Here is an 18,362-nt window from a genome sequence, read left to right on the forward strand (position 1 = left end):
GCCGATTCTACGAGGTCCGCGCCCGTTCCACATCGGCCGCGCTCGCCGAGTCGCCACGGGCGCGGAGTCCCGCGATGACTCCATCAACATCGGCCGGAGCGCGGTTCTGGCTGAGCTTGTTCTTCGCTTCCACTCGGTGGATCAAAAGTTCGACGCCGACAATCGCCCGTAACTGCCCGGCGATGAACCGCTCGGGTGCTTCGTCCACGCTCCAGGGGCGGGGCATTCCGGCCTCGTGGTGGTCAGAGAGGCGCCGGACGTGGTTGGCCAGCCACTGGGCGTCGTCGTGGATCACCAACTCACCGTAAACGTGGGCTGTGGAGTAGTTCCATGTTGGAACCACCCGTCCGTGTTCGGCTTTGGACGCGTACCAGGACGGGGAGATGTAGGCATCGTTGCCCTGGACGATCATGAGGGCTTCTCCGGTCACCGGCAAAGACCACTGAGTGTTGTTGCGGGCCATGTGCGCGTGCAAGGCGCCGTGCCCACCAACCGAAGACTCGTAGACGAACGGCAACAGGGTGGCCAGCAAGCCGTCCTCCGTCATGGTGACCAAGTTGGCTGCCCCGGCGTGATGAAGCAGGGAGGCGACGGCGTCATCGGAGGCTGCAAAGTGAGCTGGGGTGTACATGGATTCCTACTTCCTGAGCCTGACACGGACGGCGGCACCGGCACAAAGGATCACCGCGAGGCCTCCGATCACGGTAGTCCACGTCATCGATTCGCCGAGCAGGAGCCCTGCCCAAGCGATGCTCATGACGGGTTGGACGAGCTGGATCTGGCTGACCTGCGCCATGGGGCCGATGGCCAGGCCCCGGTACCAAGCGAAGAACCCGAGGAACATGCTCACCACGCCGAGGTAAGCGAAGGACAACCACTGGATCGGCGTGGCCGAGGGGGTGCCTGAGCCCAGCGAGACCACCGTCAGCAGGATCATCACAGGGGCAGCGACCACCAAGGCCCAGGAGATGGTCTGTCAAGCGCCGAGTTCGCGCGCCAGCAGCCCACCTTCTGCATAGCCAATGGCCGCGGCAATCACGGCACCCAGCAGCAAAAGGTCAGCCCAGGTCAGTGAGTCAAACCAGTGCAGCGAACCGAAACCACCGGACTGAACCAGTGCAAACACCACAGCGGCGATCACGCCCACAGCCGTGAGGACCCAGAACAACAAGCGCGGGCGTTCGCGTCCCCTGATCACCGCTGCCGTCGCCGTAGCTGCGGGCAGTATGGCAATGACTACAGCCCCGTGGCTCGCAGAGGTGCTGGTGAGGGCGAAGGTGGTGAGCAACGGGAAGCCGGCGACGATTCCACCGGCCACCACGGCCAGCCTGAACCACTGCTTGCCCTGGGGAAACCGCTGCCGCGTCAGGCCCAGGGCAAGCGCTGCAAGGATGGCGGCAACCACCGCACGTCCCGCTCCGATGAAGAGCGGCGAAAAGCCCTCTACCGCCACCCGCGTCAATGGAACCGTGAAGGAGAAAGCGACGACGCCAAGGAGGCCCCACCAAACACCGGTTGACGTTCGGGCGGATACCACTGGTCGCGAAAGGGTAGTAGCGCTACTATTAGGACTCATGAATCACGATAGCAGTTCGCGAATCGTCTTGCGAGTAAAAGAATGGATCGCAGGGGCTGCGCCAGGAGCCAAGCTGCCCTCCACGCGTCAGCTGGTGGCCGAGTACCAAGCCAGCCCCGTCACGGTCCAGAAGGCCCTGCGGACACTCACGGCACAAGGCCTGATAGAGAGCCGTCCCGGCGTGGGGACTTTCGTCCGGGCCTACCGGACGGCCAGGCCGTCGGACTACGGCTGGCAAACAGCGGCGTTGCGCGCAGCCCAAACCGCGCGGCCACTGAACCTGGCTGCCATGCGGAGCGCTTCCAACGACGTCATCGCGTTCCACTCCGGGTATCCGGACCGCGAACTCCTCCCCGAAAGACTCGTCCGCGCCGCACTCACCCGCGCAGCACGGGGAGACGCCGCGCTCTCCCGGCCGCCGGCCCAAGGACTTCCTGAACTCCAGACCTGGTTCGCGCAGGAACTCAGTACCTCAACGCCGGTGGGCGTCACCCCGCCCCAGCCGAGCGACGTCGTCGTTCTTCCGGGTAGCCAAAGTGGACTCAGCTCGGTTTTCCGCGGTCTTGTGGGGTACGGCCAGCCGCTGCTGGTGGAGTCGCCCAGTTACTGGGGTGCGCTGCTCGCGGCGGGCCAGGCGGGCGTCAACGTGATTCCCGTCCCCAGCGGCCCGGAAGGTCCGGATCCGGAAGAACTGGACCGGGCTTTCGAGGAATCGGGTGCGCGGCTGTTCTACGCCCAGCCCAACTTTGCCAATCCGACGGGGGCCCAATGGTCGGCCGAACGTGGGGAAGAGGTCCTGCGGATCGTCCAGAGGCACGGAGCTTTCCTTGTGGAGGACGACTGGGCGCACGACTTCGGCATCACCGCTCCGTCAGTCCCGCTCGCTGCCAAGGACGACTCCGGGCACGTGGTCTACATTCGCTCCCTGACCAAGAGCGTCTCGCCGTCCGTCCGTATCGCTGCGATCATCGCCCGCGGGCCGGCGCGCGAACGCATCATGGGTGCGCAGGCCGCCGAGTCGATGTACGTCAGCGGCCTGCTTCAGGCAGCAGCGCTCGACGTCGTCACGCAGCCAGGGTGGCAAACGCACCTTCGCGGGATCAGCCATCAACTGCAGTCGAGGCGCGATTTGCTGGTCACGAGCCTTCGCGAACATGTCCCGCAAGCACATCTCAGCCACCTGCCAAAGGGCGGCCTGAACTTGTGGCTGCGCATGCCGGACGGGTTCGACGTCGATCAGCTCACCAAGGATTGCGAGGCGGCCGGGGTGTTGATCGCGGCGGGCACTGAGTGGTTCCCCGCGGAACCGGAAGGGCCGTATATCCGGCTCAATTACGCTGGCCCCAATCCGGGCGGCTTCCCGGAAGGCGCGCGAATTATCGGTGAGGCAGTGCGGGCCCAATCGGGGCTTTAACAGCCGTAGCCACCAACCTCAAGGAGAGCGCCTTGGGGCTGGTGGCTACGTTGGGCGGCAAGATGGCCGCGAACTATCTGAATGGCTGCGCAGAAGTTGCAGGCAAAGAGTTCCTAAGCGGGGGTCAGGTCCTTGTCGCTCTTGCCGAACACGGCGTCATCGATCGGACGGCCGTCGAACGGCATTTCATCCAGATTGATCAGCGGGTTGGTGTCCTGGGTTGCCACGAGCTCGCGCGCTTCGGCCTGGGTGTCCACGCTCGGCATGGAACCGGGCAGGGGGCGCTGGGCGGATTCACGCAGGAAGTAGATGGCAATCGCACCAATGATGGACGTAGCCATCAGGTAGTACGCCGGCATCATGTCGTCGCCCGTGCCTTCGATCAGGCCCTGGACGATGAACGGCGTGGTTCCGCCGAAGATCGCAACCGAGAAGTTGTAGGCGATGCCCATTCCGCCGTAACGGCTGGACGTCGGGAACAGGGCCGGCAGGGCCGAGGCCAGGTTGGCAATGTAGAACGTCACCGGGAAGGCGATCAGGGCAAGGCCGGCCAGCGTGGACCAGACGTCGCCAATGCCGATCAGCAGGAAGGCAGGGATGGCGAAGACAATGGTGCTGCCTGCACCGATCCACAGCACGGGACGGCGTCCGATTCGGTCCGAAAGCTTACCGGTCAGCGGGATGCAGACAGCCATGATCACCAGGACCGGGATGGTCAGCAAAGTGCCGTGGACGGGGTCGTAGCCCTTGGAATCCGTGAGGTACGTGGGCATGTACGACGTCAGGGCGTAACCAACAGTGTTGGCGGCGGCTGCGAGGATCATGGCCAGCACGATTTGCCGCCAGTAGGCCTTGATGATGCCAATAGGTCCCTTGGCCACGGCGGCATCCTGCGATGCTGCGTCCTTGGCGGAGGCTTCCTGGGCGTCCAGGGTTGCCTGGAACTGGGGGGATTCCTCGATCTTGCTACGGAAGTACACGGCGATGAGACCCAGCGGACCAGCGATCAGGAACGGAATCCTCCAACCCCATTCCTCCATGGCTGCCTGTCCGAGCGTGAGCTGCAGGACCGAAACCAGGGCGGCACCGAGGGCAAAGCCGATGTAGCTGCCCATATCCAGGAAGCTGGCAAAGTAGCCGCGGCGTTTGTCCGGGGCGTACTCGCTGACGAAGGTGGTGGCACCGGCGTACTCGCCGCCGGTGGAGAAGCCCTGAATGAGCTTGAGAATCACCAGCAACGCGGCGGCCCAGATGCCGATCTGCGCGTAGCCGGGAAGGAGGCCGACGGCGAACGTACTTGCCGCCATGAGCATCAGTGTTGCTGCGAGCACCTTCTGGCGGCCCACCTTGTCGCCCAGCCAACCGAAGACAACGCCACCGAGGGGGCGCGCGATGAAGGTTGCGGCGAAGGTGCCCAGAAGGAAGAGTGTCTGGACGGACTTGTCTGCTTCCGGCAGGAAGACAGGGCCCATGGTGGTGATGAGGTAGCCGAACACGCCCACGTCATACCATTCCATGGTGTTGCCGACGATCGTGCCGCCGAGTGCTTTGCGCAGCATCGGCTTGTTCACCACGTTGACGTCGGATTCTTTGAGCCGGCGCTTCGGGCGAAGCTTCGTTTTCTTTGCTGTGGTTACTGAACTTGCTGAACTTGCTGCGTTTGTGGCGGCCGGGGTGGGGCCTGCCAATACCTGGTTCCCGGTGGCGTTCCTTGCGCCATCCGGAGAGACGGTGTTGCTTTGGTCTGTGGGCATTTGGGCTTCTCCTAGGGAGGTCATTTGCTTGCGACTTCTGCTGCCCCGCTCTGGGCAGGGTTTCAATTTTACGGGTTTCGGGCCAAAAACCCGAGTTGAGATCCGATTTTTGGGCCGTCTGAGGGTGCAAATTGCCTAGGTCTGTTGCATCTCATTGCCCGCTCTTGCCCTGTAACCATGCGGATTTTGCCCCGCTTTTGCCCTCCGGAGCACGTTGTTACCAAATTGTTTAGCTAAGCCCACTTAACGGGCAGGATCAGGGCCTAAAAGCTGACGGTTCAACGGCTCCTTGGGGACCCGGTCACCACCGTTGCACCCAAGCTTTCATCCGAGGCCACGTCCCCGAGCAAACCCGCCCCGTCCAAGAGCCGGGCGGTCTCAGGCGCTTGCTGCCCTGAAGTTTCAATCACCAACGACCCGCCCGGCGCCAGCCACCGAGGCGCCCCCAGCACTACGCGACGCTGTACCTCCAAACCGTCAGCACCGCCGTCGAGCGCTGCCCGCGGCTCATGGAGCCGTGCCTCCTGCGGCATCATCGCGATGGACTTTGTGGGAACATACGGCGCATTCGCGAGCAGCACGTCCACTTTCCCGCGTAGTCCATGGGGGAGTGCCGCGTAGAGGTCCCCCTGGTAAACAGCGCCGCCACGGGGCTCAACGTTGCGGCGCGCGCACTGGACAGCGACGGGGTCGATGTCCGCCGCGTGCAGATCGCAGCTTTCCAGGCGATCGTTCAGCGCGGCACCGATCGCCCCGGAACCGCAGCAGAGGTCCACGACGACGGCTCCAGGCTTGGCAATCATCGCCGCCACCCGCACCAGGAACTCCGTCCGACGCCGCGGCACGAACACGCCGGGTTCCACGGACATCCGCGTCCCGCAGAACTCCGCCCAACCGACGATGTGTTCCAGGGGCAGTCCGCTGAGCCGTTGGTCCACCATGCGGTTGAGCTGTTCCGGATGGTTGGAGGCGCCGATCAGCAGTTGCGCTTCGTCCTCCGCGAAAACACAGCCGGCGGCGCGTAGGGCGGCCACAACGTCGGATCCCCGGGTCATGAAGGCCATGCTAGCCAAAGGGTTCCCAAAGTTCTCAGTTTTTGGTTAGGGTATGAGACATGGGAACACTGATTTTTGAGTAGACCGGTCTCTGCCTGAGCGGCACAGCCGAGTTTCACCTGACAAAAATCCACGCCTGTTGAGGCCCTGCCTCCATGCCGTTCCCGTTCTCGATGCCTTTTCCCGAACCGCGACGACAGGGATACGTGTCTCTTCAGGACTCACACTTTTAGGAGTCCACACATGACTGCCAACCCTTCCGAAAACAAAAAGACCCCGGCTTCCGGCGGTATCAAGTCCAAACTGACCGAGGCCCAGAAAGCCATGCTGGCCAGCAAATCCGGCGGCGGCGCGCCAGCTGGCTGGCAGAGCACCGGCAAGGGGCACAAGCCCACTTCCGCCAGCGGCAAGCAGGCCAAGGCCGAGAAGAAGGTCCGCTGGTAAAACCTGCAGCCAGGCACGTTGGAAATACAGGCACATTGGAAATACAGGCACACTGGAAAGGAAGAACCATGACTGCGAATCACGAGTCTGAGCGCATCAATCCTGAGGTTGCAAGCCACTTGGTGGAGTCCATGGGCATGGCCCCGATGCCCGAGCCCACAACCATCGCCGTCGCACTGGGCGCTGACCAGAGCAAGCAATGGCCGGACGGCAACGGCAAACGCCGCCACCCGAAGGAACGTGACCAAGCCCACGGCCGGATGGGCCAGGGAGCAGCTGTGACGGCGATCCACAGGACCAGCCGCCCGCAGATGCCGCACTCCTCCTAGCAACACCGTAACTACCCGAACCCACCCGAACCACCCGCGTAGCCAGCCCAACTGGGTCGCAGATCAGGCCGTTCTCAGCACTCAGAACGGCTTCAAATGCGACTCAGTTGGGCTGGCTTACGTCGTCAGGGGACTTGTCTGGACGCCACCCACGCCACACCGGATGGCGCAGCCGGCCAGGGCCCGTCCATTCAACGAAAGTCACCTCGGCCACCAACTCAGGGCGCACCCACGTGGCACCCGCTGCGTCCTCCCTGGGAATGTCCGCGAAAGGGGATTCACTCACCAACCGTGGCTCCAATTGCTCCATGACTTCGCGGAGTTGCCAGTCCTTGAAGCCGGTGCCTACCCTCCCCACGTAGTGCAGCTTGTTGCCGTCGGGGATGCCCAGCAGCAGCGCGCCGAACGTCCCGCTCCTGGCACCGGCGCCCGGACGCCAACCTCCCACCACGACTTCCTGGCTTTGCTCCAGCTTGAGCTTGATCCAGGACCTGCTGCGGCGGCCCATCACGTAACGGCTGTCGGCCTTCTTGGCCATGACACCTTCCAAACCCAGCTCGGCGGCGCTGGTCATGAGGTCCTCAACATCGTGGTCCAACACTGCTGAAAGATGCAGCGGACAGCCTTTGCGCACGCGCTCCGCAAACCCGGAAAGCTTCTCCCGGCGCTCGCGGAACGGTAGCCCGCTCAGGTCCGTGCCGTCGTCGTAAAGAAGATCGAACAGCATCAGTTGCACCGGAACCGTAGTACGGGCACGTTCAATGTCCGCTGCTTTGACCAGGTTCATTCGGAGCTGCAGCCGCCCGAAATCGGGCCGGGAGCCCTTGCCGAGCGCCACAATTTCGCCATCAGCCACGAAGTCGCCGTCGGGCCAGCACGCGCGGTCCGTCAGCTCAGGATAGGCGGCGGTTAGATCGTTCCCGTTGCGGCTCATGAGCCGGATCTTTCCTTCGGTTCCCGTGATGATCGCCCGGATTCCGTCCCACTTCAGTTCATACAGCCAATCGTCGCCGCGGAGATCGGCAGTGGTTCCGGAGGTGGCGAGCATGGGGGTGTAATTCGGCATTGGTTGGGGAGCAGTGGGCGCGCTTACAGGCGGTCGCGAGGTGGACTTCGGCGAACTGCCCGACGAAACCCTCCGGCCCCCGGGCTGCTCTTTCATGAGGTGGATAAGCCAGTTCTGGCCGGTGTTGATGAGCGCAAACCGTTTGGTGCCACCAAGGCCGCCGCCGGGCTCGCCCGTCAGGGTCGCGATCACTTCCTTGCCGTCGCGCCATTTCTCGCAGGTGTACTCGCCGCGATCCCAAATGGTCATGGTCCCTGCCCCGTACTCACCTTTGGGAATGATTCCTGCGAAGTTCGCGTATTCCATGGGGTGGTCTTCGGTATGGACGGCGAGGTTGTTGCGGTCGGGGGTTTCCGGGATGCCACGCGGCAGCGCCCACGACGCCAGGACGCCGTGGTGCTCCAGGCGCAGGTCCAGGTGGTAACGGCGGGCGTGGTGCTCCTGGATGACGAAGATGCCGCCCGGCGGCGGAGGATCGCCGGGCTTCGGTTGCTCCGAGGAAGAGTCACCGGTCGCCGCGGAAGCAGCAGCCGACGACGACGGAAACGGCTCCGGGGTCTTCTGCGGATCGCGCATCCCGACATATTTGGCGAGACGGTTCTCCACCGTCACCACCCGCTCGCGGGAGGCAGAAGCACCCGAAGCAGCAGCGCCGTCGTCGTCATTCTCATCCTCGCCGTGAGGCGGAAGGTGCCGCTCGGAAATCGGCGCGAAGTGGTCTTTACCGGTAGCAACGCGCTTCATGACGGCCAAGTAGTCGAGGTGGTCCAGCGAAGGGGAGGCGAGCTCGCGCCACGTGCGGGGCGCGGCGACTGTGGGGTGGGCCTTTCCACGCAGCGAATAGGGGACGATGGTGGTCTTGTTCCCGCTGTTCTGGCTCCAGTCCACCAACACTTTGCCGTGGCGGAGCGACTTCTTCATGTCGCTGACCACCAGCTCGGGGTGGTCCGATTCCAAGGCGCGGGCGAGTTCTTTGGCGAACGCGGACACTTGCTCGGACTTCAGGGTCCCGTCCAGGCCGGTATAGAGGTGGATCCCTTTGCTGCCGCTGGTGACAGGCACGGGCTCCATGCCCATGTCCTGCAGGATGGAACGGGCCAGCTTGGCCACTTCAACGCACTCGGGAAGTCCGGCGCCGGACCCCGGGTCAAGGTCCAGGACGAAGCGGTCGGGGCGGAGCGGCTTCCCCGAGGGGTCCACTTGCCACTGCGGAACGTGGATCTCGAGCGACGCGATTTGGGCCATCCACGTGAGCGTCGCCAGGTTGTTCACCATGGGATAAACGTTGGTGTGGTCCGAATGCTGGATGGCGGCACGGGGAATCCACCTGGGCGCCGAGTCCTCAAGGTTCTTTTGGAAGAACACTTGCCCGGGGTTTTCGGCAGTGCCCACCCCGTTGACCCAGCGCTTACGCGTGACCGGCCGATTGGCTGCGGCGGGGATCAGGAAAGGCGCCACGGCGGCGTAATACTCCAACACTTCCGCCTTGGTGGTTCCGGTTTCGGGGTAGATGATTTTGCCCAGGTTGGTGAGGGTGAGTTCGTGGCCTTCCACGTTCACGCGCTCCTGCTGCTTGCCTGCCACCTCTTCTCCTCTGCTGTGTTGTGCTGTTGACTGGGTGCATGAGGGCCATATGGAAGGGATCTATCGCGTTCGGTCTGGTCAACGTACCAGTGAAGCTCTACAGTGCCACGGAGGATCACGATATCGGCCTGCATCAAGTCCACAATAAGGACGGCGGGCGTATTCGGTACCAGCGGAAATGTGAAATTTGCGGCGAAGTTGTGGCGTACGAGGATATTGATAAAGCCTACGAAGAAGAGGGCCGCACGGTGGTCCTGACGTCGGCCGAATTGAAATCGTTGCCGGAAGAGAACAGCCGCGAAATTGAGGTGGTGGAGTTCATCCCCGCCGAGCAGTTGGATCCGATCATGTACGAGCGCAGCTATTTCCTGGAGCCCGACTCCAAATCGCCCAAGGCGTACATGTTGCTCCGCCAGACGCTCGAGGACACGGACAGGATCGCCATTGTCCAGTACGCGCTGCGGCAGAAGACCCGTTTGGGTGCGCTGCGGGTGCGTGGGGATGTGCTGTTGCTCCAAGCACTGCTGTGGGGCGACGAGGTCCGGGAGGCCAAGTTCCCGTCCCTGGAGACCGACATCAGGATCTCCGATAAGGAATTGGAAATGTCCTCGGCCCTGGTGGAGTCCATGGCGCACGACTTTGACCCCGATGAATACACCGATGACTATCAAGCGCAGCTCCGAACGCTGATTGAGGCGAAACTGGAAAAGGGCGAGGCCCTGGATACCGAGGCCACCTTCGGCGCGACGGAAGGCGAAGGCGAGGGCGGCGATGTCATCGACCTCATGGAAGCGCTCAAACGCAGCTTGGACAAGAAACGCGGCAAGGAAAAAGCGGACGACGACGCTGCTGCCGCCAGCAAAACTGCCGGCAAACCGAAGGCGCGGGCCAAGAAAAAGGCCTGAACCGGCGTCGTAATTTACCTGCCAATTCCAAGAAAGCAGCGGCCGCCGCCCGAGCGGCCGCTGCTTTCACTCGTTATTAATGATTTCTCAGCATGGAGATGAGCTCGGATTTTTTCTTATCCGAATATCCTTTCAGGCCGAGTTCTTTGGCGCGGGACTTCAATTTGTCCACGGTCCAGTCATCGTAATCACCGGACTTTCCGCCCTTACTGCCCACTTCTTTCCGGCCCTTGGCTGCGGCAGCGTTGGAAACGCGGGCAGCTTTCTCCTTGGACGCACCATCTTCACGAAGTTCTTCATAAAGTTCGGGGTCCTTCAAGCTGGAGTTCTTCTTTCCGGGCATGATGCGTTCCTTTCTCTGGCTTGGCTAAGCGCCTGTTTCGTAGTGGGGTTCAGCCACGGGTTTGGACTCGGGCGAACCACGCTCGCGGAGGTACACGGATGCCCCTACCAGGACGGCTACGGCCAGGAACTCGCTTTGCCAGTTCTGGAAGGACTCGAACCAGAACTGGCTGGAACCGATGTACTCCCACGTGGAGACCTCCGGGAGGCCGTGGCTGCGCTGTTGGTCGTTGTAAGCGGCTGTACCGCCGAATGCGTGCAAGGTGAACGAGAGCAGGAAGAGCAGGCCAAGGAGGCCGGAAAGTGAGTGTTCATAGACCTTCAGGACCCAGCCACCTCGCCGGACCGGCCAAGGGGTCTTGGCTGTCATCTTGGCATCGCGCGGATCCTCGTCCTGGGGAGCGTCCTTGTCCACGGGCTTTGACTCCGAGGATCCCCTCTGGAACAGGAAGACCGTCAGGACCACGTACATGGCCATCTGGAGGAATTCCGACTCCCAGTTCTCGAACACAGCTTCCCAGAAGTTGCCCGAGGTCAGGAAATCAGAAAGGCCCGTTGCCGGCTGCCCGTGCGCCTGCTGTTCTTCGCTGTAACTGGCGGCGCCTGACATGATCATGCCGCCGAGAAACAGGACGAACAGGCCAGCATTGACCAGCAGCAAGCCATGGTCCTTGACCCACTGGCGGGCCGGCTTTTTGTCCTTGCCGGGTGTCTGGTGGTGTTGAGCAGGTCGCAGCATCTTGTTCACACCTCTCTTGCATCTCCGCCGTTGCCGTTGCCATTGCCGTTTCCATTGCCGTTCCGGACGGCACGGCGATGCAACCACAGCGGAGCACCTACTACGAGCAACAGGAGGACCAGGATGATAAAACCACCCGCCACAATTCCTGCGGTCCGTCCGGCGGTGAAGTCGAATACCAAAGTGGCAGAGCCAACGATCAGGAGCGCTACCCCGCCCAACGCCCACTTGGTGACGATGTCGGCGCTCGATACCAGCGTGGCTTTGAGCCCCCTGCGGAACAAGCGACGATGAACGCTGACGGGAAGGACAATGAGGACGGTGGTCAACGCTGCCACCATCACGTTGAAGAGGTAGAGGCTGCGTTGCCAATCATCCAGCTCTTCAAAACGTTCCTGGAAGGGCAGCGTCAGCAGGAAGCCGCCCAGAATTTGGACTCCGGTCTGGAGCACCCGCAATTCCTGGATCAGTTCCATCCAGTTGCGGTCCATGCGCTCCTCGAGGGATTCATTGCGACCAATTCTGGGAGCCTGCTCCGGCTCTACCATCTCTGCACCTCCATGGTGGTTTTGGTGGACGACGACCATACACGGGACTACGGTCGAACTGTCAGCTTTCCTCGATCTTTTCTATCGGGGCCTCATCGCAATTTCCAAGGAGGAAGCAATGAGCCAGGACGAACACCGCGTGGACCCGGAGAGTGAGCCCGGCGGCTACGGCACACCCACCCCCGAACAGGAAATGCCTGGTCAGGGTGATGAACGCGAGACGCCGGAACGGCCGGCCCAGGGAGTACCCGACGTCCCGGGCGACGAGTTCCCCACACCTCAGGACCCTGATGCGGCTCCGCCACCTTCAACCGGTAACGGTACCGAAGGGGCCTGAAAGGGCTGAGGGCCGTCCCCGGTTTGCAGCCGAGCTGCGGCGGGGGGACAGCCCTCGTGTCGTCCGGAGCGTAAGCCCCCGCTTATACCGTGTGGCCCCTGCGACCCGACATGAAGCTCAGCAACCAGCCGATCGCAGCAATGACGAGGAGGATAACGCCTACCCACAGCAACCAGCTCAGGGCTTCGGTGAAGCCGCCCACCAACAGAAGAACAATTGCTACTACACCAGCAATGATCAGAAGCGTATTCATGGTCAGCACCTTCCTTTCTGGGGGAATCTTTGATGAATCGCCGATCCCCAACTATGCATTCCGATTTACTTCGATTGAGTTATGCCGGTACTTGGAGGCGTTCCACGGCCTCAAAGTGCCTTTTCATGCGTCACATGCCGGCCGTCGTGGTGAGGCGAGTTCGCCAGCTGTGAACAGTAACACTCCTCATTGTACTACTAAGCAACCTTATGAAAGGCTTATTGCAGTCGTCATCCGATGATTGGGCAGTTGCCGCAGATATTTGCGGCACGTTTTTGGCTCACATGAACGTCCATGAGAGGAACACAATGAAAGCGTCACAGCAGCTTGCAGACAACCTTCAAATCGTCCTGACCGACCTCATCGAGCTGCAGCTCCAGGGGAAGCAGGCGCACTGGAACATTGTGGGTCCGAACTTCCGGGACCTCCATCTCCAGCTGGACGAGCTGGTCCTCGCCACGCGGCAGTTCGCTGACGACACAGCCGAGCGTATGCGTGCGCTCCACGCCCTGCCCGACGGTCGCAGCGCCACCATCGCAAAGGGCACCCGCCTGGAGGAGTTCCCGGCTGGCCTGGTCAACACCAAGAACGCCGTCAAGCTGGTCACCGACCGTGTGGAGCGTGCGGTCCAGACCATGCGCGATGTCCACGACGAGGTTGACGAGGAAGACCCCACGACGGCGGACCTGCTCCACGCGTTTATCTCCCGCCTTGAGCAGCTGGTGTGGATGATCAATGCCGAAATCATGAATGCCGGTGCTGCCGTCACGGATCCGGACGAGGCCTAGACTTCACCGGACCGGCTGGATCATGAGTAGGGCGTAAGAACCATGCCCAGGCTTAAGCGCAGTGACCTGTCCAAGCCCGGCATCGTCCGCCGCAAGGTAGGAAAAGGGTTCAGCTACCGGCATCCTGACGGAACCCTGGTCAGCAAGGAAGATCGCCAGCGCATCAATGCGCTGGCGATCCCGCCTGCGTGGACCGATGTGTGGATCAGCCCCTATGAGCATGGCCACATCCTCGCCACGGGAGTGGACGGTGCAGGACGCAGCCAGTACGTCTACCATCCCCGATGGCGGGAACGAAAGGACACTGAGAAGTTCCTTCGGGCCGCAAAACTGGGCTTGGTTCTGCCGGCAATTCGACGCAACGTCACCGTCCACTTGCAGAACACCGATGACCCCAAGCAGCAGACTCTTGCCGCTGCAGTACGGCTGATGGATCTTGGTGCGCTTCGCGTTGGGTCCGAAATTTACATGAAGCAGAACGGCTCCTACGGACTCACCACGCTCCGCTGCCGGCATGCACGGGTGGAAGGGCAGGGTGTCTTCCTGAAGTTCCCCGGTAAGAGTGGGCAGCTATGGGACACCTCCATTCACGACCCCGGCCTGGCAGCCTTCCTGGATCCCCTCGCTCAGCGACCCGGCAAAGAGCGGCTGTTGGCCTACCAAGCGAACGGTTCCTGGGTTTCGGTGGATGGGTCCATGATCAATGAATATTTGCGCGGCATCGCCGGCGAGGCTTACATGTCCAAGGATTTCCGGACGTGGAAGGGCACTGCGGCTGCGGCGCTATGCCTGATCAAGTCAGGCCACAAGGGCACACCGCGCCAGGCGATAGTGCGGGCCATCAAAGAAGCCTCGGAGTTGCTGGGCAACACCCCTTCCGTGGCGCGCTCTTCCTACGTCGATCCGAGGATCATCGAGGCCTACCTCTCGGGCAAACTCAAGGAAGTGAAACCCACGGAGGCGTCGGTTGCGGCCTTCTTGAATGGCGGGAACACCTAGCCGCTGAAGGACGCCCGCAGACACGGAGAGAGCCTGCCGACTCCCTTATCCGGGCGTTGGCAGGCTCTATCCGTGGGGCCGAGGGGTTATCCCTGCTTTAGGCGTCGTGGTCCGTTTCGAGGATCTTCACCAGGCTGTCCAGCGCGGCATCCGCGCCGTCCCCTTCGGCCCGCAGCACTACAACGTCCCCATGGGAAGCGCCCAGGCTCATGAGGGACAGGATGCTGGCGGCGTCCAAGGCGTCGTCTGCGGGCTCTCCTTGACGTGCAATGGTCACATCGATGTCCAGGTCGCCGGCTGCTTCGGCGAAAATGGCTGCCGGGCGGGCGTGGAGGCCGACGCGGCTCGCGATGGTGGCTGTACGTTCTGGCATTGGTGCTCCTCTTTGTGAAGGGTGGCTGTGGTGTGTGGTGGCTTTGTGGGAAGTCTAGACCGGGGGGTGCCTAGACGCTTACGGTTGCCGGAGCGGCTTCCGCTTCTACCGGCTTCTTGACCGCAAAGCGCTTGAGGGCGATGACCGCCAGCGCGCTGACTACCATTCCGGCCACGATGGCGATGATGAACATTGGCAGGTTGCCAATGGCAAAGAAGACGAAGAGCCCTCCGTGGGGAGCCTGGGAGGTGACCCCTGTAGCCATGCAGAGCGCGCCTGTCAGGGCCCCGCCCAGCATGCTGGCCGGGATGACGCGCAGGGGGTCTGCTGCGGCGAAGGGGATGGCACCTTCAGAGATGAAGGATGCGCCGAGCAGCCAGGCTGCCTTGCCGTTCTCGCGTTCGTTGAGTGTGAAGAGCTTCTTGTTCAGGGCTGTGGCGAGGGCCATGGCCAGCGGCGGAACCATGCCCGCGGCCATTACGGTGCCCATGATCAGCCAAGGAGCCTGGTTGTCAGCGCTGCCCGCACTCAAACCGGCCACCGCGAAGGCATAGGCAACCTTGTTGACGGGACCACCAAGGTCAAAGCACATCATGAGGCCAAGGATGATGCCGAGAACCACGGCGGACGCGCCACTCATGCCTGTGAGCCAGCCGTTCAAAGCTGCGGTAAGGCCGGCAATGGGGCCACCGAGAACAAGGAACATTGCACCTGAAGCAACAATTGAGGCAAGCAGCGGGATGATGACAACGGGCATCAAGCCACGGAGCCAGCGCGGTACCTGCCACGTGCCGATCAGGTAAGCGATGTAACCTGCCAGCAGACCGCCGATGATGCCGCCCAGGAATCCTGCGTCCATGAAGCTGGCTACGGCGCCCGCCACGAAGCCGGGCGCAATACCTGGCCGGTCGGCGATTGCGTAGGCGATGTAACCGGCCAGTGCCGGGACGAGGAAGCCCATGGACAGGGCTCCGATCTTGAACGCCACTGCACCCAGGTAGGTGGCAAGGCCACCTTCGGGCAGGTTGCCGAAGTTATTCTCCAGCACCACCTTGTCCGCCACCTCAGTGATGTCATAACCGCCCAACAGGAAGCCAAGGGCAATCAGCAGCCCGCCACCGGCCACGAACGGGATCATGTAACTCACGCCAGTGAGGAGTGCTCGCTTCAGCTTCTGGCCGATGTGCTCGCCCTTCTCCTCCTCATCGCGCTCGGCCTGCTCTTCAGCACCGGCATGGGGTACGCGGCGAGCCCGGGGGTCGTCGGCAGCCGCAAGGGCTTCCCGCACCATCTTGTCCGGCTCATCGATGCCACGCTTGACCGGAGCGTTGATGACCGGCTTACCGGCGAAGCGCTCCTTACCGCGAACGTCCACATCCACGGCGAAGATCACTGCGTCAGCTGCTGCGATCACTGCGGGGTCAAGGGGTTTGGCGCCGGAGGAACCCTGGGTCTCGACCTTGAGGTCCACGCCCATCTCCTTGGCGGCGGCTACCAGCGAGTCGGCGGCCATGTACGTGTGCGCAATACCGGTGGGGCAAGCGGTCACGGCCACAATGCGCTTGGGTGCGGCAGTCGCCGTCGTGCTTGGGGCGGCGGGTTCAGCAGCAGTGGCAGCTGCAGGCTTGTCGGCCAGTGCGCCGTCCACCAGATCCACGATGTCCTGTTCGGTGGCAGCCGCACGCAGCGCTGCCGTGAAGTCCTTCTTGATCAGTGAACGGGCCAGCTTGGAGAGCAACTTCAGGTGCTCCTGGTCCGCGCCATCCGGGGCTGCGATGAAGAAGATGAGGTCAGCGGGGCCGTCCTTGGCGCCAAAGTCCACCTTGTGTGACAGCCGTGCCATGGCCAGGGCAGGCTCCTGGACCGCGGCCGAGCGGCAGTGCGGAATTGCGATTCCGCCGGGGACGCCGGTGGCGGTTTTCTGCTCGCGGGCGAAGGCGTCGGCGAAGAGGCCTTCAACCTCGGAAGCACGGCCGGAGGCGGCAACTTTGCCGGCCAGGACGCGGATGACGTCGGCAGGGGAGTCGCCCAGGTTTTGGTCGAGGGTGACCAATTGGGGTGTGATCAGCTGGGTCACTGTGAGTCCTTCTGGAGGGCCGTGATGGTTACGGCATTGGGGGTTGTCTGGTGGACTGCCGGGACAGTGGAGCCCGGCAGCGAAGCAGCAGCGGCACCATGTGCCACGGCTTGACGAAGGCAGTCCTGCGTAGAGCCACCTTGGGTTGCAGCCAGCAAGTAGCCGGCCAATGAAGAGTCCCCGGCGCCCACCGTGCTGACGGCTTTAATGGGCGGATGCGTGGCGAACCATGCTCCGTCCGCCGTCACCAGGACTGCTCCTTTGGACCCGAGTGTTGCGAGAACGGCACCTACACCGCTGGCGACGACGGCGGCAGCGGCTTCAGCGGCTTTGGCCGGGTCCGCTTCCAGTTCGTCAGCAGTGGAGACGTTGGTGAAACCGGCGGCGGCGGCGAGCTCTGCGAGCTCTTCCGCGTTCGGCTTGAGGAGGTCCGGCTTTCCTGCGGCATCACCCACCAAGGCGGCCGCGAGGGGCGCCCCGGAGGAGTCAATGGCGATGCTTGGGGCGGCCGTTCCGTCCGCGTTCGACCGGAGTCGACGAGCGATGGTGGCGTAGAAATCCGAGGGCACTCCTGGTGGGAGTGATCCTGCGAGAACCACCCAGCTGGCCCCACGGGAGCGGTCCAGCAGCAGCCCGATCAGGGCTTCCTGCTGTTCACCGCTCAGCTCCGGGCCGGGTTCGTTGATCTTGGTGGTGACGCCGTCCGGTTCGGTGAGCGTGACATTGCTGCGCAACGCTTGACCGATGGGCAGCGCAGCGAACGGTACACCGCCGTCGTGCAGCCCTGAAAGTACAGGATCCGAATCGGCGCCCGGAAGGACTGCAAGCGTGTCCAGGCCGGAGGCCACCAGCGCCCGTGAAACGTTGACGCCCTTTCCGCCGGATTCCTGGTGGACGGCCACTGCACGCTGAACTTCGCCGCGGGCCAAGGCGCCAGGAAGCTCGACAGTGCGGTCCAGGCTGGGATTGGCGGTCAAGGTGACAATCATGCGATCACCACGTCGACGCCGGCATCGGCCAAGGCTGCTGCGAGTTCCGCGGACGGTTCGCTGTCTGTGATCAAAGTGTCAACATCCTTCAGGGTGGCGAACTGGACCAGTGTCTCGGCGTCCAGCTTGGAAGAGTCGGCCAATGCCACAACGCGGCGGGCTGACGTGACGAAGGCGGCCTTGACTGCGGCTTCTTCGGGATCCGGGGTGCTGAGCCCGAAGGTTGCGTGGACGCCGTTGGCGCCAACGAAGGCGATGTCAGGGCGAAGCCTGTAGGCCGCTTCCACCGTGGACTGTCCGACGGCGGCCTGCGTCAGTCCGCGGACACGGCCGCCCAGGATCTGGAGAGCTATTCCCTGCGTGGAGGAGAGCTTGCCGGCGATGGGGATGGCGTGGGTGATAACCACGAGCTCATCATTGCCGTTGGCCGATGGCGTCCGCTGGGCCAGCAGATCGGCGAGCGTTTCCGTGGTGGAACCCGCGTCCAGCAGGACGCTGCCCGTGGTGAGTTGGGGGATGAGGGCAAGTGCTGCGTTGGCGATGCGAAGTTTTTCCACCTGACGCTGGACGGCCCGCTCAAGGATGCTCTCTTCGCGGGTGCTCAGGCGGTCCGAGGGGACGGCACCGCCATGAACACGCCTCAGGTTTCCGGAGACCTCAAGAGCCGCGAGGTCGCGGCGGACCGTCTCAGTGGTGATGCTGAAACGGTCGGCGAGGTCAGTGACGCTCACCCGTCCGCGCTCTGCGACGAGTGCGGAGATCAGTTGCTGGCGTTCTTCGGCGAACACTT

General features: G+C 62.9%; 19 protein-coding genes and 1 pseudogene. 7 read left to right on the forward strand and 13 right to left on the reverse strand.

The genetic code is table 11. The features are described from left to right. Positions 1 to 7: 7 nt before the first annotated feature. Positions 8 to 631 carry an FMN-binding negative transcriptional regulator gene (locus tag ACLRGI_RS22135; RefSeq protein WP_419203603.1) on the reverse strand — a complete coding sequence of 208 codons (624 nt, stop codon included), beginning with the start codon at positions 629 to 631 and terminating at the stop codon, positions 8 to 10. Positions 632 to 637: 6 nt separating this feature from the next. Then, positions 638 to 1,576: pseudogene (locus ACLRGI_RS22140) on the reverse strand (DMT family transporter). On the opposite strand from ACLRGI_RS22140, the gene ACLRGI_RS22145 reads away from it, so the two are divergent. Further along, positions 1,575 to 2,990 carry an aminotransferase-like domain-containing protein gene (locus ACLRGI_RS22145; protein WP_419203604.1) on the forward strand — a complete coding sequence of 472 codons (1,416 nt, stop codon included), beginning with the start codon at positions 1,575 to 1,577 and terminating at the stop codon, positions 2,988 to 2,990. The pseudogene ACLRGI_RS22140 and the gene ACLRGI_RS22145 overlap by 2 nt on opposite strands. A 113-nt stretch (positions 2,991 to 3,103) precedes the next feature. Here the strand turns inward: ACLRGI_RS22145 and ACLRGI_RS22150 are convergent, their stop codons facing one another. Both ACLRGI_RS22150 and ACLRGI_RS22155 read right to left on the reverse strand, forming a co-directional pair. Further along, a complete protein-coding gene (locus ACLRGI_RS22150) occupies positions 3,104 to 4,744 on the reverse strand; it encodes an MFS transporter (RefSeq protein WP_419203605.1) in 1,641 nt (546 codons plus the stop codon). 278 nt (positions 4,745 to 5,022) lie between these two features. Next, complete coding sequence (locus ACLRGI_RS22155) at positions 5,023 to 5,808, reverse strand: putative protein N(5)-glutamine methyltransferase (RefSeq protein ID WP_419203606.1); 786 nt, start codon at positions 5,806 to 5,808, stop codon at positions 5,023 to 5,025. 234 nt (positions 5,809 to 6,042) lie between these two features. Between ACLRGI_RS22155 and ACLRGI_RS22160 the strand changes: the two genes are divergently transcribed. Both ACLRGI_RS22160 and ACLRGI_RS22165 read left to right on the forward strand, forming a co-directional pair. After that, the gene (locus ACLRGI_RS22160) at positions 6,043 to 6,243 is read left to right on the forward strand and encodes a hypothetical protein (protein ID WP_419203607.1); all 201 of its coding nucleotides are present in this window, start codon (positions 6,043 to 6,045) and stop codon (positions 6,241 to 6,243) included. A gap of 68 nt (positions 6,244 to 6,311) precedes the next feature. After that, complete coding sequence (locus ACLRGI_RS22165; RefSeq protein WP_419203608.1) at positions 6,312 to 6,572, forward strand: hypothetical protein; 261 nt, start codon at positions 6,312 to 6,314, stop codon at positions 6,570 to 6,572. A 103-nt stretch (positions 6,573 to 6,675) separates the two neighbouring features. On the opposite strand, the gene ACLRGI_RS22170 is transcribed toward ACLRGI_RS22165, so the two are convergent. Further along, complete coding sequence (locus tag ACLRGI_RS22170) at positions 6,676 to 9,222, reverse strand: ATP-dependent DNA ligase (RefSeq protein ID WP_419203609.1); 2,547 nt, start codon at positions 9,220 to 9,222, stop codon at positions 6,676 to 6,678. 38 nt (positions 9,223 to 9,260) lie between these two features. Between ACLRGI_RS22170 and ku the strand changes: the two genes are divergently transcribed. Continuing rightward, on the forward strand, positions 9,261 to 10,127 hold the full coding sequence (ku, locus tag ACLRGI_RS22175) for a non-homologous end joining protein Ku (protein WP_419203610.1): 867 nt from the start codon (positions 9,261 to 9,263) through the stop codon (positions 10,125 to 10,127). A 76-nt stretch (positions 10,128 to 10,203) separates the two neighbouring features. Here the strand turns inward: ku and ACLRGI_RS22180 are convergent, their stop codons facing one another. Genes ACLRGI_RS22180 through ACLRGI_RS22190 form a run of 3 tightly spaced genes read right to left on the reverse strand, consistent with a single transcriptional unit; the run spans position 10,204 to position 11,756 of the window. Then, the gene (locus ACLRGI_RS22180) at positions 10,204 to 10,470 is read right to left on the reverse strand and encodes a DUF7218 family protein (protein WP_026541766.1); all 267 of its coding nucleotides are present in this window, start codon (positions 10,468 to 10,470) and stop codon (positions 10,204 to 10,206) included. 24 nt (positions 10,471 to 10,494) lie between these two features. After that, a complete protein-coding gene (locus ACLRGI_RS22185) occupies positions 10,495 to 11,208 on the reverse strand; it encodes a DUF6766 family protein (RefSeq protein WP_419203611.1) in 714 nt (237 codons plus the stop codon). A gap of 5 nt (positions 11,209 to 11,213) precedes the next feature. Beyond that, positions 11,214 to 11,756: a DUF6328 family protein gene (locus ACLRGI_RS22190; RefSeq protein ID WP_419203612.1), complete on the reverse strand. Its 543-nt coding sequence runs from the start codon at positions 11,754 to 11,756 to the stop codon at positions 11,214 to 11,216. 118 nt (positions 11,757 to 11,874) lie between these two features. On the opposite strand from ACLRGI_RS22190, the gene ACLRGI_RS22195 reads away from it, so the two are divergent. Next, positions 11,875 to 12,093, forward strand: a complete 219-nt coding sequence (locus ACLRGI_RS22195) for a hypothetical protein (RefSeq protein ID WP_419203613.1) — start codon at positions 11,875 to 11,877, stop codon at positions 12,091 to 12,093. A gap of 82 nt (positions 12,094 to 12,175) precedes the next feature. Here the strand turns inward: ACLRGI_RS22195 and ACLRGI_RS22200 are convergent, their stop codons facing one another. Beyond that, positions 12,176 to 12,346, reverse strand: a complete 171-nt coding sequence (locus ACLRGI_RS22200; protein WP_017197102.1) for a hypothetical protein — start codon at positions 12,344 to 12,346, stop codon at positions 12,176 to 12,178. A gap of 308 nt (positions 12,347 to 12,654) precedes the next feature. On the opposite strand from ACLRGI_RS22200, the gene ACLRGI_RS22205 reads away from it, so the two are divergent. Then, a complete protein-coding gene (locus ACLRGI_RS22205; protein ID WP_141283449.1) occupies positions 12,655 to 13,134 on the forward strand; it encodes a Dps family protein in 480 nt (159 codons plus the stop codon). Positions 13,135 to 13,176: 42 nt separating this feature from the next. After that, positions 13,177 to 14,133, forward strand: coding sequence for a DNA topoisomerase IB (locus tag ACLRGI_RS22210; RefSeq protein ID WP_419203614.1), 957 nt, complete (start codon positions 13,177 to 13,179; stop codon positions 14,131 to 14,133). A 97-nt stretch (positions 14,134 to 14,230) separates the two neighbouring features. On the opposite strand, the gene ACLRGI_RS22215 is transcribed toward ACLRGI_RS22210, so the two are convergent. The 4 genes from ACLRGI_RS22215 to ACLRGI_RS22230 form a co-directional block, all read right to left on the reverse strand. After that, positions 14,231 to 14,506: an HPr family phosphocarrier protein gene (locus ACLRGI_RS22215; RefSeq protein ID WP_419203615.1), complete on the reverse strand. Its 276-nt coding sequence runs from the start codon at positions 14,504 to 14,506 to the stop codon at positions 14,231 to 14,233. A gap of 70 nt (positions 14,507 to 14,576) precedes the next feature. Further along, positions 14,577 to 16,583: a PTS fructose transporter subunit IIABC gene (locus ACLRGI_RS22220; protein WP_419203616.1), complete on the reverse strand. Its 2,007-nt coding sequence runs from the start codon at positions 16,581 to 16,583 to the stop codon at positions 14,577 to 14,579. Then, the gene (locus tag ACLRGI_RS22225; protein WP_419203617.1) at positions 16,580 to 17,572 is read right to left on the reverse strand and encodes a 1-phosphofructokinase family hexose kinase; all 993 of its coding nucleotides are present in this window, start codon (positions 17,570 to 17,572) and stop codon (positions 16,580 to 16,582) included. The genes ACLRGI_RS22220 and ACLRGI_RS22225 overlap by 4 nt, the downstream gene beginning before the upstream one ends. Next, positions 17,569 to 18,360, reverse strand: a complete 792-nt coding sequence (locus tag ACLRGI_RS22230; RefSeq protein WP_419203618.1) for a DeoR/GlpR family DNA-binding transcription regulator — start codon at positions 18,358 to 18,360, stop codon at positions 17,569 to 17,571. Before ACLRGI_RS22230 ends, ACLRGI_RS22225 begins: the two co-directional genes overlap by 4 nt. Between the last annotated feature and the right edge of the window lie 2 nt (positions 18,361 to 18,362).

The sequence above is a fragment of the Paenarthrobacter sp. PPS72 genome (genome assembly GCF_048537125.1).
Taxonomy (GTDB): Bacteria; Actinomycetota; Actinomycetes; order Actinomycetales; family Micrococcaceae; genus Arthrobacter; species Arthrobacter nitroguajacolicus_E.

Coding starts and splice junctions, on each gene's coding strand:
- ACLRGI_RS22155 (WP_419203606.1), bottom strand. CDS start 5,808: ATGGCCTTCATGACCCGGGGATCCGACGTTGTGGCCGCCCTACGCGCC.
- ACLRGI_RS22145 (WP_419203604.1), top strand. CDS start 1,575: ATGAATCACGATAGCAGTTCGCGAATCGTCTTGCGAGTAAAAGAATGG.
- ACLRGI_RS22150 (WP_419203605.1), bottom strand. CDS start 4,744: ATGCCCACAGACCAAAGCAACACCGTCTCTCCGGATGGCGCAAGGAAC.
- ACLRGI_RS22200 (WP_017197102.1), bottom strand. CDS start 12,346: ATGAATACGCTTCTGATCATTGCTGGTGTAGTAGCAATTGTTCTTCTG.
- ACLRGI_RS22165 (WP_419203608.1), top strand. CDS start 6,312: ATGACTGCGAATCACGAGTCTGAGCGCATCAATCCTGAGGTTGCAAGC.
- ACLRGI_RS22190 (WP_419203612.1), bottom strand. CDS start 11,756: ATGGTAGAGCCGGAGCAGGCTCCCAGAATTGGTCGCAATGAATCCCTC.
- ACLRGI_RS22215 (WP_419203615.1), bottom strand. CDS start 14,506: ATGCCAGAACGTACAGCCACCATCGCGAGCCGCGTCGGCCTCCACGCC.
- ACLRGI_RS22195 (WP_419203613.1), top strand. CDS start 11,875: ATGAGCCAGGACGAACACCGCGTGGACCCGGAGAGTGAGCCCGGCGGC.
- ACLRGI_RS22160 (WP_419203607.1), top strand. CDS start 6,043: ATGACTGCCAACCCTTCCGAAAACAAAAAGACCCCGGCTTCCGGCGGT.
- ACLRGI_RS22185 (WP_419203611.1), bottom strand. CDS start 11,208: ATGCTGCGACCTGCTCAACACCACCAGACACCCGGCAAGGACAAAAAG.
- ACLRGI_RS22180 (WP_026541766.1), bottom strand. CDS start 10,470: ATGCCCGGAAAGAAGAACTCCAGCTTGAAGGACCCCGAACTTTATGAA.
- ACLRGI_RS22135 (WP_419203603.1), bottom strand. CDS start 631: ATGTACACCCCAGCTCACTTTGCAGCCTCCGATGACGCCGTCGCCTCC.
- ACLRGI_RS22205 (WP_141283449.1), top strand. CDS start 12,655: ATGAAAGCGTCACAGCAGCTTGCAGACAACCTTCAAATCGTCCTGACC.
- ACLRGI_RS22210 (WP_419203614.1), top strand. CDS start 13,177: ATGCCCAGGCTTAAGCGCAGTGACCTGTCCAAGCCCGGCATCGTCCGC.
- ACLRGI_RS22225 (WP_419203617.1), bottom strand. CDS start 17,572: ATGATTGTCACCTTGACCGCCAATCCCAGCCTGGACCGCACTGTCGAG.
- ku (WP_419203610.1), top strand. CDS start 9,261: ATGAGGGCCATATGGAAGGGATCTATCGCGTTCGGTCTGGTCAACGTA.